We start from the raw sequence: 14,979 nt of genomic DNA, 5'->3' as shown, positions 1-14,979 counted from the left end.
ATCTTAACATTTGATTACTTATATGACTAGATAGGTATTTAAAATAGTAGTTACTAAATTATATAAATTAAAAGGAATGAGTCCGATTCAACATCGAACTCATTCCTTATTAGTAACCTAAATTATTGTATCTAACTTTTCGGATTCAATTCATTTCCGGTTCTCTTTTCAAACTTAGCAACAGAACTGTTACCTATTACTGAACTCTTGATAGATTCCATGCTATAGTATCAGTCCCATTCTCTCCATTACCATATTTCATATAATCGATTAAATATCCTACCTTTAACTTGTTACCATTAGATAGTATGTTCCATTGCTTATGGTATCCAGTGAAATTCTTTGGATATGCATGATTAAATTTAAAAGTACTTGCATTCTGTTTTTGATCTAAATGGATATAACTATCTTGAAGTTTTAAATATGCATAATCTGAATAAATAGGATTTCGAAATTTAATTAATACCTCTTCATCCTTTTTAATTGGTTTTCCAGGTTTAGGTTGACCTACTCTTTCAATAATTACATTCACTTTTTCATCGCTAGATTTTTCAGCCCAAAGATACTCCCATTTATTCCCGGCATGATGACTTCCCCAATAAGCTGTATTTCCATATGAAGCTACGGTATAAGGAACCCCTTCTGTAACAAATTCACCTGAATTATCTACTACATAATCTTCAAATTCTTTATTAGCTTTAATTTCAGTATCAATCTTTTGTGTAGGGGTTAGATTGTGTGCGTCATTGATTTCAAATGTAACTTTTCTGTGCGCAGCAATTTCAGATTTAATAGGGTGTATATTTTCTCTAGACTCATATGTAAATCCATTCTCACGTTTAACTAGTGTTACTGTTTGTGACGGAGCATTCCATTTCTTACTATAAGTAGTAGGAATCTCTTTACTCACACCAAATAAACCAGGTAAAATTGTTGCCCTAATCTTTTGCGTCACAGAATCAAAACTACCTTCTACTAATGTTGGTTGCTGTAGTTTTGCAAAAGCACCGTGTACAGAGTCTTTATGTAAATAACCGCGATTTCCCTGTCCCGCTTTTAAATCGTTCAATGCATCAGTTCCATTATTAGCTGAAACTACTGATACGTTATTAGTACTTTTAGCCTTGTTTACAATATGATTTACTTTTTTCGTATCTATATTTACATGTTGAAAAACTTCGTTATAGGATAAAACTGGCTTATCAGCAAGGGATTTGTCTTTAGGAGTATATACCCTAAACTTTGGTATATTTCCTATATCTGTTTCTAATTGTTCAGTAGCTGCATTTACTCTAGACTCATATCTCCCTGAATCCCCCAAATGCATAATTTCTTCACCTTTTTCAATAGATAAATCCATTGTACTTGTAGGTAAAACTTCAATCGAAAGAAGTTCCCCTTGTTCAACAGCTTTCAATTCATCCAAAGATAAGACAATATTCGCATCTGCTTGTCCTTCTAAACTGTCAATTACTACTTCTGTTTTATTCCGTCCACCTTTTTCTGTACTTAAATAGTTTGCTTTATAACGATCTTGTGTTGCCTTTACAGTATTAATAATTTTGTTTCCTAAACGAATATTAAAATGAGGCGAAACATTTTCAGCGGATGCTGTTCCTACATTCTTATATTCCAAATGTACCCGTAATTTTGCTGCGTTCGCTGTATCCACAGTTGTTGCAGTAGACCAATCAAAATTATTTGTATAACTCTCCGTTTCCGTAGTTGTTTTTGAATATCCGTATCCCACATTTGCTGAAACACTTCCGGAAGGAACAGGACCGGCTGCTGAGCCTTCTACACCACCTGAACCACTTAAACCTACATTAAATGAATGTTGTGTAGATACACTTTTTTCCCATCCTCTGCTGACTGATCCGCCATTATTATCCGTAATGGTTGCAATAGGAATTACTTCAATTCGTTTGACACCAATTTGCAAATTCGGCATGTTGGCAACTATCGGATTGAAATTAGTATCAGAATCGTTGTTATGATTCTCAACCTCATACATATCAGTAAAAGGATCACCATCCGTATTTGCATTCATAGGATTCGATATAAATTTTGGTTTCCCTTTATCCTTCTCGGGATCCCATGCTTTCACTTCATTTTTTCCAGTTTGTGAATTGAATTCAATTTTATATCCATTCATCTCTAAGTCGTTAGAAATACCATCTTTATCCCAATCGTTGTTTGCCATTTCAATGTTTTGTGTAATGAGTGAACCTATTTCCCCATCAGATCCGAGCGTGAAATTCTTATCTTCTTTTTTTACATTTGCATTCTCTTTGAATATTTCAACTGTACCTCCTGGATTCGGTTGTTTTACATCTGCTAAAGCAGGAGATGCTAAAGTCAGTGCCATCGATACACTACCTAATACACTAATTGCTGGCTTCAATTGTTTCATTGTTATTTTTCCTCCTTGGTTTCTAGGTCAATTAGAACACCTACTAGTAAGATTAATTTCATCATATATAACAAATCTTTCTTTTTTCTCTCATAACTGTTAAAAAAGTCTCTCGTAAATGTTACAAAACACTTACAGAGTTTTTAAAATCTATATATGAAACATTAAAAAGCCGTAATATGAAGAATCGATTACAATATATACAAAAAAACAGCTAGCCAAAGCTAACTGCTTACTAATTTATAAAATTTCAGTAAAAGAATGTATTAATTTTGAAGTGTGCAAATTGGAAGAGTGACTTCAACTATAGTTCCCTTATTCACTTCACTCTCAATAAATACCTTCCCCTGGTGTGTTTCAATAATTTTATAACATACCATTAATCCTAAGCCGATTCCCTCTTCCTTAATACTGTAAAAAGGTTCTCCTAAGTATGGTATACGTTCTTTTGGAATCCCACATCCTTGATCGATAAAGCGAATCCTTATTTGATTATTATCAAGTTTATCAAATTGAATCAAAATTTCTCCTCCTGTTGGCATAGATTCAATTGCATTTTTTATAATATTAACAAATACTTGTTTTAATTGATTTCCTTCACATGGAATCAATGGAATACCAGGTGTAAAATCAATTCTAATTTTTATATTATTCATCATTGCTTGAGGTTGCAGTAGCATTAAAACTTGATCCATTAGCACACTAATATCATTAGGTTGTATCTTTACCACCTGTGGTTTGGCTACCGCCATAAATTCATTAGTAATACTTTCTATACGCTCAATCTCTGATGATACTATATTTATATACCCCTGATTATTCTCAGTTTCCGTTGATTTTAGTAATTGCATAAACCCTTTCATTGCGGTTAATGGATTATTAATTTCATGAGCCATTGCAGTCGCTAATTGTCCTACGACAGCAAGTTTTTCAGATTTCCGTAGTAATTCTTCTGTTTTTAGCCGTTCAGTGATATCACGAGAAATACTCAGGAAAACCTTTTTACCATTTAAGTTAAAAACACGGACACTAAACTCAGTTGTTATTATTTTTCCTGTTGGAAAAGCATATTCATCTTGTAAAGTGAAGGAAGTTTGTCCCTCTCTAATTTTTTCTAACAACCTTACAATCATTTTAGAATCTTGTGGTACTACATTTGGAAATGGTAACGAGAGCAGCTCTTCTCTACTATATCCAAATCTTTTACAACCAACAGGGTTTACCTCAATGAATCGACTGGGAACATAATTTTCATTCAGCTCTACTACATATACTGCATCAGTTGCTTGTTCGATTAGTGCACGGTACTTCATTTCACTATCTTTTAATTGTTGATGTAATCGATGTCGCTCTCTTTCTGCTTGTTTTCTTTCAGAGATGTCTCTACATATTGCAGATAAAGCTATCACATTTCCTCTTACGTCTAATATAGGAGAAACTGTCAGACTGACATCAAGAAGACTTCCATCGTTACGTCGTCTAACAGTTTCTAATCTAGTAACTACGGATTCTCCTGTTAGAATTTTCTGAATATTTTCGAGTGATTCTTCCATTAAGAAATCTGGTACACAAGGTAATCTCTTACCTATGATTTCTTGTAATGACCAACCAAATATCTTTTCATAAGCTTTATTTGCTTGTAAAATATGCCCTTCTCGATCAGATATGGTAATAGCATCTACATTATGCTTTATAAATGATTCTAGTAATTCTTTGGTAGCTCTTAATTCTGATTCTACCTTTTTCCTTTCGGTTATATCGACTGTAGAACCAACAACTTCAATAACTTGTCCATTTCGTTTAATCGGCCTAAGTGCAATAAGAATAATTGTTTTATCATCTGGCCAGGGTAATTCGAATATAATTTCTTTCCCTTCCCATGCCTGAAGATAATACTTCATCAATTGTGAAACTAAATGTGGTGGAACAATAGAGGCATCAATAGTCCGTAAGCTTTTCCCTACCACCTGTTCAGAGTAAAATCCTTTTTGATAATAAAACTGTCCATCACATAAAGTGTGTATAAAGTGCTTACCCACTTTTTTAAATTTAAAAATCCCTCCTTGAAGCTCATGTACGGTATCAGTAAGTTCTTGCTTGGATTTTTTTAATTCCCGGTTCATTTTAGATAAGTCCTGTGTTAAATAATACAATCTCTGGTAGGCTTCCATAAGAAATAGCCCAATTAAAAGTCCTAACGCTATATATAATAAACCTCCAGAGTAAAGTAACGTAGTATTAAAGAATACACCAACTAACCACTTTATTCCGACAAAAATAGAAAAATATAAAGATGCACTTTTAAAAGGATGAAGGTTTTTAAAATATGTTTTAAAAGTAAAAAATAGAACACTCATACTTAAATATGCAATCACAGGTGGCTCCCAATACCCACCAATGAAAAAGATACGCATTATAATTATGCTAATTAGTGTAATCCAACCAGCAATGCGACCAAAGTAAATAAAAGATAGAATAAGAGGAACAACTCGAAGATCGTAGGAAAATCCCATGTATGGAAAAGAAAAGAGCATCAAAGTAACTGCAATAATCCCTCCATAGAATTTTTCGAAATATCGCCTGGAATGAATCAAAAACACTTGAATAAATATCGCTGCGCTAACTAATAAAGAAAAAATAGAAAGATTGATGAAATAGTCTTTAATAATCATGTAATGTCCCTCCCTGCATTAAAGATATATTCGACATAAAAACAGAAAATCCTACAAATAATATACACAGTTCAGGTGCAAAAAAATATAATTCCGTACATGACAATACATGTAAATAGTATCATATTGATTCAAATCGAAAATCAGGGCATCTTCCATTTGAACCTGTAAATCCCCCAAAAATAAGGTGTTTATTTAAATGTTATGTACAAAAAAACGTAGGAATATTTAATTCCTACGTTTTTTATAAATTAATCAATTCCTTCACTATTACGATTCTTCTAATTCCTCAATTTCGGCTTTTCGCTTTAAAAATATTGCAATATCTTTATTCTCCCTTTCTATTAAACCAAGAGCATGTCTATCATTTAAAGTTAATTCTTTATAACCCCATATATATTGTATCGTTGTCGCTTTACTATGTTTATGATCCGCAAAATACCATTCTAAAGGTTGTAAAGGGTTCGATACTTCAAACAATTCTGCTGGGTACCATGAAGGCAAGTTTTCATTTTCACCCAAGATTAGATAGTCTAATGCTCCATTCAATGAACTAATACCATAAACCACATATTCCTTATCGGTTTCTAAATTTATAATAGAGTCTCGATTATATCCTTGATCTAATAAAACCTCTGAAAATGTATCTCCTGAATTTTTTATACACATTACCTTCACATACGAGCTCCTATCAACAAAAAATTAATTTTTAAATTTAAAATCATTAAATTCGCCTGTTCTATTATTTTTAAAATAATGAATTGCTACAAGAGTTCCATTCCTAGCCACCTTCTTTGGGTCAACAAGAATCTGTCATTGGTATTCTCGTTAGAACTATTCTTTGTGGATTTGAATTATTTTTTTTCATTGCAAGTCGTTCTTTTAATGTATTTGCAGTGCTTCTACCTGCGGAGTCTCTTCCTAATATTTCAACTTCATATTTTGTATTCTTTGTAGCCTCTTCTAGTTCCTTTTCTTTCTTTTCAGGTTTGCATATATTTCATGTCAAATTACAGAAGTGAGTCAGGCCACTCTAAATCTTAGATTAGAAGAACATGAATAATATTCTTTTTTGAATTGTAATTAAACCTCAGAGTGGCACCTCATACTCAGAACCATTTCCTTACCCAACAGAAGTTAATAAAACATATTTAATTATTGCTTCACCGCTTTGGCTACAAGTGCTGCGTATGCTTCTGCACCTACTTTGGTTAAATGCACACCGTCAGGTGCAAAGTAGTCTTTCTTTCCAGCACTTGCTGCATACCAATCAACTAGAGTTACATTCGGATATTCAGATACCGTTACTTTCAGTCTCTCATTCACGATTGATTCCCACGGACGTGGTACTCTCGTATTAATAAATATGATTTTACGTTCGTTTCCAATTACTTTTATTAATGAAACAAGTTGCTCAGTAGTAAAGGCTCCATTTGTACCTAATCCAATAATGACATAATTCCCTAAATTACCTTCATATTTTAACTGTTCAACTACCGGAATCGCTTTTGACAGCTGGCGACCAATTTGGGCATCAATCCTAATATCAGGAAAAGTATTTTTTAAATACGGAGTAATATCAATCATAACGGAATCGCCTATCGCAGTAACTGTGAGTGAATTTTTAGGTTGCGCAGAATTTACTTCTCTTGATTCCCCTTGTTTTTGAGGCGTCTCTTGATTTGGATTTTCCCAAACTGCAACTGGATGTGGCGCCGGTTGTGTTTGTGCTGCTTTCACCTTATCTTGTTGAGAGTTCTCCTTAGCCTTACTAGCTTTTGATAACCCTACGACCGCTATCGACGAAACGAATAATGTACAAATTAAAGCTAACTTAACACCTAAAGTGACATTTTGAATTCTTAAATTCTTAAACTGAATGTTCCGGAGCGCACCTTGTCGGATTGGTTTTTCAATAAACTTCCATGAAATTTGCGCAATCAATATAATCAAAAGAAATTGAAGGATTGCTCTTATTAATGAAAAATCCCCAGCATTTACCTTTGGAGTCGTCAATGTAAGAATTGGATAATGCCAGAGGTATATGCCATACGATCTTATCCCTATCCAACGTAAAGGTCTAAATCGTAAAAATTGAGCAATACGACTAGCTGGATGAGCTAGATTTGCGACTAACAATGCTGTTGCAATTGATAAGAGAACCATTCCTCCCTTGTATAGAAATGGATCATATTGATTGGTCTTCCAAAACATAACCAAAATAATAATAAGGGCAATGCCCCCCACTACATCAAGAATGAAACGCGCCTTTGGGATAATTTTATTTGCAAGTCTATTGCTTGGCCAAACTAAGGCAAGTACCGCTCCGATAAGTAAGGAAAAGGCCCTCGTATCTGTACCATAATATATTCTGCTCGGATCAGCTCCAGGTTCATACAAAATTGCCATCGCTAAAGCTGAAGCAACGGCTCCCAGACAAATTAATAAAATCATACGGGATTGTTTTTTTATGTAGTAAAGCCCTAAACTAATGATAAACGGCCAAACAACGTAGAATTGTTCCTCAACTGCTAACGACCAAAAATGATTCAATGGAGAAAGCTGGTTAAAATTATCAAAGTACGATAATTTATGATAAATATACCACCAGTTACTAACATAAAATAATGCCGCTAATGAATCTCCGCGCATTTTTTCAAGTAAAGAGCTATGAAAAACTGTAATCCATGCCAACGTTATAACGAGCATAACAAGCATTCCTGGAAGCAATCTCCTTGCCCTACTAAGCCAGAATTTTTTTAAATAAATTCTCTTATTTCTCTTCCACTCTATGGCTAGAATATCTGTAATTAAATAACCTGAAAGTACAAAAAATACAGTAACTCCTAAAAATCCTCCAGGCATCCAATTAAAATTAATATGATACAAAATAACACCTAGTATAGCTAGGCCCCTTAGACTGTCCAATCCAACCATATAACGACTATTTTTTTTAAAAGGTTTAGTCATCCTACATTCACCTCTTTTTCTTGGAAATTAGGTTAATAATAACGGCACAAAGTACTATTTATCCCCTAAAATCGTATAAGCTAAACTATTACAAACATCTTTTTGTAAAGCTCTTTTTTTATCTTTACATGCACAGTAATTAATACTTTAACACGTTATCTGGCTCTGTTGTGAAAATTTTTAAGCTAGATGTTCTTGTTGCTCTTCCGAAAAAGAGGAATATGATATATAACGTATATTTGAACATTTCCCTGCAAAATAACGTTATAAAGAAGGGCTACTGGTTATGAGCAGCCCCTCTTTTACCTTACTTCACATATACATATGTTTCATTTGAAATCACATTTTATGTCTTGCCCTTACTGTCGTGTATTTTATATTGCAGCGAACCTTGCATCAGAACAATATGTGTTCTGGTGCAAGGTTTTTTTAACTAGAATAAATTCTGGGAAAGCAAATAAGGAACATGACAGATGTGATATTTTAAAGAAAAATAATAGTAGCCATTTGCTACTATTATTTTTTTCTTTAAGTTATCATAATATGCCTGAAATTCTAAAGGGACGTGGTATGTCAATTCATCTAACAACCATTATGTGCTGAGTTCGTAAATGCGGAAATTTCATTCGTGATTTTTGAAAAATAAAACAAAAAAGAAAAACTATCTTTGAAAATGGATGAAACCTACATAAATGTCAACTAATCTATGTACGAATTCCTTTGCTTTAGCTAGGTGTTCTAGGAAATAAGGAGCCATATGCCGGTCAATTTTTCAATTAACTTGGTGTCTGGTTTAGTGTACCATCTCCAATTAATGCATTTTTTCGGGTTCAGTTCATTATATTTTCTACTTTGTCTTTATATACAACATATTCTTTTCCATCCACTACTGCTACCACCGCAAATTCATCATTTGGATTGAATGAAAGCCAGTCAGCCCACATGCTTGTATTAGCACCTCCACTCCACATATGATGAACAGTGTTTTTAGTTAAATTCATAACTTTATAAGACGCATTTGGTGCATTTGTTCCAGTCTTTATTTCAAAAGTGTATGCGTTATGGATTTTTTTATAAAAGTAAAAAACGTTTGATGGACGAAGTAGATTCATAAAATCTTGTTCTTTCTTCTCTGCAATTTTTATGCCTTCTAGTAATGTGACAACATCTGCTCTTAATGTTTTCCAACTGTCTTTAGCTGAATTCAAGTTAGGCTTTAAAAATTTATATCTATTTTGATCAGCTTTTTCATCAGCTTTATCAATATGCCCCATTACGCCCGAATATTGAGAGTCTAAATCATCCCATTGTGTGGACATATAAGTAAGAGCAGTAATAGCACTATCAATCGTACTATGCATATCACTAATATTATGAAATGCAACTCCGACTACACGATTTAATGTAATTTTATAATCTACAGTTTTACGTAATTCTGCTAAAGCAGGCTCTAATCGACCTAAATTATCTCTAGCAGTACCTATCATTATGCCACCAGAAATAAGCGTGGGGATAAAAGGGACTTTCACCATTATTAACCCATCAGATTCTAATTTCTTATAATAGTTTACTTGTCCTAAAACTTCATCTAAACGCTTTTGATCAGTCTCTACATCAGCTCCTTGGTTTTTTAAAATCGATTGCAAGGTCTCTTTATGGCTTCCAAATACTCTAACATCTTCTCCAATAGCGTTTTTAAATTTAGTTAATTCTTCTATTAACGCTTTTGCGGACTTTTGATTTCGTTGAATCCCCACCCTTAAATCTGTAATCCCCTTTTTTAAAGTATCCCCATTTCCATTATTGATCGCCTCTACTAATGTTTCATAATAATTTTCAAACTTTGTATCGTATTCAATAATGCCGGTCAATGTATCTAAAAGCTGTTTTTTTACTTTTGTATTCCATGTAACAGCATGTGCTCTTGCATTCTTTTGATCCTGTACAATTTTACTAGGTAAATCTGCATACCCATTAATAGAAATTCCTTCAAAACTCACATCCGGATTATTAATTAGTAAATAAGAATATTCATTCATAGCCTTTGCAAATAACCCAGCATCTTGTACGGTTTTTTTCATCTTTTCTTCATTTGCTGAAAGAGACATATCTCCAGTGTTCGTTTGTTCAGTTTCAATTGCAAAGGTTGCTACTGGTGTGACTGCATAGGTAGTTGTCATAATTAAAAATGCTGATACAGCCAGTATTTTATAAGGTTTTTTTTTCATCTTTTCTTATTCCTCCTGCATAGAGTATGATTTCAAGTCCTATTCTTATTAAAAGACGATGTTGTTGCATAGATTCGATATTATTAAGCAAATCTATATAACCTGTCCCCTATTGATTAATTCTGTTACAAATTTTTAAAAACAAGTAAACTACATGACTATCTTTTTATTTGGATAAAACTTATATATAAGTGAAAGGCGAAGTCTTTAATGAGACTCCGCCTTTTTAATATGTAAGGATTTATTAATTATCGCTTTACTGTTTAACAGTGTAATCATAGGCTCTCTATGTTATGGATTACTTTGCAATAGAATAAATATCTCCCTATTTTTGTGGAGTAACAGTTTCCACTTTTAATTCCTTTATCCCCTCTTTTAATGTAACCGCATCTGTTCTTAATGTTTTCCAACTGTCTTTCGCTGCATTTAAATTAGGTTTTAAGAATTTAAATTTATTTTGATCCGCTTTTTGAGCTGCATTCTCAATATGCCCTAGAACGCCCGAATATTGAGAATCTAAATCATGCCACTGCGTTGACATATAAGTAAGAGCGTTAATAGCATCATCAAGCGCCTTGTGCATTTCATTAATATTACTATAAGCAACTCCAACTACACGATTTAATGTTACTTTATAATCCACGGTCTGACGTAATTCTGCTAATAAAGGCTCTAACTTACCTAAGTTGTCTCTTGCTACTCCCACTATAATACCACCAATTATTGGTAGACCCAAAATAGCACCCTTCATTACATTAAACCCATCAGATTCTAATTGTTTATAATAGTTTACTGATCCTAATACTTCTTCTAGACGCTTTTGATCTGCATCAACATCTGCACCTTGGTTTTTTAGAATCGACTGCAAAAGATCTTTATTGCCTCCAAATGCTCTAACATCTTGTCCAATAGAGTCTCTTAATTTAGTTAATTCTTCTATTAATTGTTGTGCGTACTTTTGGTTTTGTTGAATTTCACCTCGTAAATCTGTAATTCCTTCTTTTAAAGTTTCTCCATCCCCTGTATTAATCGCCTCAACCAATGTTTCATAATAATTGTCGAACGTGGTATCATATTCAACAATACCAGTCAATGTATCTAAAAGCTGTTTTTTTACTTTCGTGTCCCAAGTAACAGCATGTGCTCTTGCATTCTTTTGATCTTGTACGATTCTACCAGGTAAATCTACATATCCATTAATAGTAATTCCTTCAAAATTCACATCAGGATTCTTAATTAGCATATAAGAATAGGCATTCATAGATTTTGCAAATAATCCAGCCTTTTGCAAGGTCTCTTTCATTCTCGCTTCATTTGCAGAAAGAGCCGTATCTCCATTGTTCGTTTGTTCAATTTCACCTGCAAAAGTTGCTACTGGTGAGACTACAGAAGTTGCTGTCATAGTTAAAAGAGCCGATGCAACGATTAGTTTGTACGGGATATTTTTCATCATTTTCTATTCCTCCAATATAAGTTTTCATTTTCAGTTCTATTCCTGTTTAAAAGCGATGTCTTTTGAAATGAATTCTGCATCTTTATGAATATCATTCCAACTTTCTTTAGCAGCTTTTAAATCATCCGGTATTAAAGAGAATTTGTGGTCTTGCATAGAATCGATATTATCCAGTAAATCTGTATAATTTGCGCCCATTGTATTCCATTGCTTTTGAATATTTGTTAGAGATAAAATCGCCTGATCTACAGTCTGATATAGATATGCCAATGTTTCTTTCGCGTTAGTAAGCGAAAGAACCGCTTGATTAGCACGATCTGCTTTCATACTTAATTCTCCGATTTTGTTAGAAATTTCGTTATAGGAGTCCATATGCTTAGATGCCGTGACACCCGCCGCAGTTCCTAGACCGATACCAGCTGCTCCAAGAGCTGAAAGTCCACCAACAACAGCCGGTGTTGCTGTACCACCAGTTACAACAATTACAACCGCTCCTCCAATAGCTGCAATAACTAAAATAGCTGCTCCCAATCCACCACCAATTGACCATGCTAATACATCATCAAAATGTTTTTTCTGAGTAGAACGAAGTTGCTCAATTTCAGCTTGAAGTTGTGGAATCGTTGCCTGTTGACCTGCTAATATTGCAGTTAATCCACCTTTCCCATCTGGACCACCAACATTATTTTTAAAATCTACAGAATTTTGATATAGTTTCCCTTTGAAGTCTTGTAGCATCTTAATTACATCTGTAACCTCTTTTGAATTTTTATTAATTGTAGTAATTAAATCATTTATGCCCTCTTTTAGACCTGCCTTATCTTTCTTTTGTACAGTATCTACTAAAGTGTCGTAATAATTTTGAAATTGTTCATCGTAATTTACAATATTACGAGCTGTTTTTTGAATCTGTGGCTTTGCTGTATCTAACCAATAATTCGCATTGATTCGTGACAGTTCTTGATTAAGGTGAATATTTTTGAGCAACTCTCCTCCTTCTGATCCTAAATCGATATTAGATAAATTTACATTCGGTTGCTTAATCATTGTTTTTGCGTACAAATCCATTACTAGAATATGAGACCCTGTTTCAGCCAATGCTTTCTTCAGTCCCTCAGGACCTAAAGCATAATTACCTACTTTTTGTTCTTGGGCGGTCGTTTCTTGTGCAAATGCATGAATAGTGTTACCAGTAGTAGCAGTTATAACCGTTGCCAGCGTGGCTAAAGTTAGCACTTTGAATGGGAATTTTTTCATCACTTTTCTCCTTCTTTCGCTAGATTCTTATAATCTTTATAGTTTTTTTAAAAAACGTAATATCAAAATTTATATACCTGCTCTTCAAGATAACTTATTACATTTTTTAATTGTCTTAATGTATCTTTTTGAGACTGCTCGTTAGTTGCATCAACATTAGTAGATAATTTTGTAATATTATTTTTTATTAGATCCAAATCTTCTTTATAGCGCTTTAGTAGGTCAAGTTCTACATCTACTTGATTTGCAAACGTATGCAAATCATTTTGTGAAAGAAGAAGCATTGATTTTTGCAAATCTGCTATTGATAGTTTCGTTGTTAAATCATATATTTTTTGGTTTTGTTTCTCTAAGTCATCTAAATATGATCGCTGCTCTGCTGTTAGTTTATTTACTTCTGCGAAGACACCAAATGTTTTCTTAATCTTTTCAGTATCAATGGCTTTCATCAGGTCATATTCTTGCGTTTTTGCAGCTGCAGCTGCAGCTATTTCACCTTGTTTGCTTTTCTCAATTGCTTCACGAGCTGCTTTTTTGGCCGATTCAATCTCTAGAGCAGTTTTACCTTGTTCAGTCGCTTCTTGCGCTGCTTTTTTCTCCGCTTCTAGAATAGAGTTGTTAATTTCTTTTCCTTTGTTATACGCTGCCATCCCTGCTTGAGCAGCCGGTTCAATAATTTCTTTTGAAAGACTATAAATTTCTTTGAATATAGCAAATCCCTGCTCATTTAAAGCTCCTGGTATTAATGCAATTTGTTGTAAATCATTTTGAATTGCTTTTTTGGTATTTAACATTTCATTTTTTAACTGATCTATTTTTCCCGTTCCATCTGTACCTAATATGCCTTGCGCAGTTGCCACATCAGTATCGAAATCTTTTAATTTTTTATCAACCTGTAATTTAAGATCAGTTAACTCATTAATTTGTCGTTGCGCATTTTCTTGATTCGTCATAGCCATTTCTTGAAGTACTTCAAGTCTATCCAAAAAACCTTCTCTATCTTCTTTATTGTCTACATACGATTTTAATGTCGGATAATAGCTATTAAATTTTGTTACAAATCCTTTGCTTTTTGAATTTAATAGAATTAACTGTGGATAGAGTTCCGATGACCATTCCTTCATATCTTGTTTGATTAGGAATTGATTTGTATTTAAAGCTGGGACTTCCTCTAGCTGTACATTAGGACTCATTAAAGATTGATCAATATACGTTTGGATTAATTTAGATTGCGCACCTAATTTTCGTAATGATGAAGAAATATCCATGTTTTCCTGTTGAGTTTCTGCTTGAACGATTGGTGTTGCGAGAGTATTGATAGGAATAGTCGCTCCAGTTACAATGGATGTTATTAAAAATCCTGTCATTATTTTATTCTTCATTCCGTACACTCCTTTACCATTTTTTTCTATAACTTGATTCATATAACTTGTACGACCTAGCGCTAGGCTCTCTCTTTGTACACGGATGAGGAAAGAGAAGTCTTTCAGATAGGGTGTTATCCTTATTTTTTACTTCTAATAGGATGTAAGAATTTTACTCATCTCTCATTTAAATACTCTATTTTTCAAAAATAAACAATAAAAATTCATCAGCTATATTTGAATTAGACACCCAATGGGTAGTAAAATATTAATTCTCCCAAAGAGTTGCGGTTTAACTTACAGAGCCACGAGGATAGATAAGCCAATGCTTACAGTTAATCCTGTTTTGACCTTGTTTAATATCAATTACATAATATGTCTCTTAGTTTTGTCAGCAAGAGCCTTACAAGACTACAAAAGACGAACTTATACTGTACATTGCTTATACTTTTATTGCGGAATAAATTCACTTTTGTTATGCAAAAACTTAGAACACTTTTATTACAAACTTGATCATTTTGAGATTCTAGGTCTCTCATTAATTAACTGATTATTAAGGAAATTATTTTCGACATAATGTTACTTACAACTTCGCTATACTCCTATTAGCGTAATCTTCTCC

Annotated in this window: 8 protein-coding genes; all 8 read right to left on the bottom strand. The window is 33.4% G+C overall.

Features of this window, described 5'->3' with window-relative positions; all coding sequences use genetic code 11:
* Positions 1 to 196 precede the first annotated feature (196 nt).
* The 8 genes from JDS81_RS20925 to hblC all read right to left on the bottom strand — a co-directional run bounded on the left by JDS81_RS20925 (position 197) and on the right by hblC (position 14,375).
* A complete protein-coding gene (locus JDS81_RS20925) occupies positions 197 to 2,413 on the bottom strand; it encodes a binary toxin-like calcium binding domain-containing protein (RefSeq protein WP_097954993.1) in 2,217 nt (738 codons plus the stop codon).
* Positions 2,414 to 2,679: 266 nt separating this feature from the next.
* A complete protein-coding gene (locus tag JDS81_RS20920; RefSeq protein WP_097954995.1) occupies positions 2,680 to 5,085 on the bottom strand; it encodes a PAS domain S-box protein in 2,406 nt (801 codons plus the stop codon).
* Positions 5,086 to 5,355: 270 nt separating this feature from the next.
* Positions 5,356 to 5,763, bottom strand: coding sequence for a hypothetical protein (locus tag JDS81_RS20915; protein WP_097954997.1), 408 nt, complete (start codon positions 5,761 to 5,763; stop codon positions 5,356 to 5,358).
* A 477-nt stretch (positions 5,764 to 6,240) separates the two neighbouring features.
* Positions 6,241 to 8,055, bottom strand: coding sequence for an acyltransferase family protein (locus JDS81_RS20910; RefSeq protein ID WP_097954998.1), 1,815 nt, complete (start codon positions 8,053 to 8,055; stop codon positions 6,241 to 6,243).
* Between the two features lie 830 nt (positions 8,056 to 8,885).
* Positions 8,886 to 10,283, bottom strand: a complete 1,398-nt coding sequence (hblB, locus tag JDS81_RS20905; RefSeq protein ID WP_097955000.1) for a hemolysin BL regulatory component HblB — start codon at positions 10,281 to 10,283, stop codon at positions 8,886 to 8,888.
* 325 nt (positions 10,284 to 10,608) lie between these two features.
* Complete coding sequence (gene hblA / locus JDS81_RS20900; RefSeq protein WP_097955001.1) at positions 10,609 to 11,736, bottom strand: hemolysin BL binding component B; 1,128 nt, start codon at positions 11,734 to 11,736, stop codon at positions 10,609 to 10,611.
* A gap of 36 nt (positions 11,737 to 11,772) precedes the next feature.
* Entirely contained in the window at positions 11,773 to 12,993 is a 1,221-nt protein-coding gene (hblD, locus tag JDS81_RS20895; RefSeq protein ID WP_000714429.1) for a hemolytic enterotoxin HBL lytic component L1, read from the bottom strand.
* Between the two features lie 62 nt (positions 12,994 to 13,055).
* On the bottom strand, positions 13,056 to 14,375 hold the full coding sequence (hblC, locus tag JDS81_RS20890) for a hemolytic enterotoxin HBL lytic component L2 (protein WP_199688614.1): 1,320 nt from the start codon (positions 14,373 to 14,375) through the stop codon (positions 13,056 to 13,058).
* Positions 14,376 to 14,979 lie beyond the last annotated feature (604 nt).

The organism is Bacillus cereus group sp. N31 (assembly GCF_016483245.1).
GTDB classification, from domain to species: Bacteria; Bacillota; Bacilli; order Bacillales; family Bacillaceae_G; genus Bacillus_A; species Bacillus_A toyonensis.
Note: the sequence above shows the minus strand (reverse complement) of the source record. Positions and strands in the feature narration are given on the sequence as shown.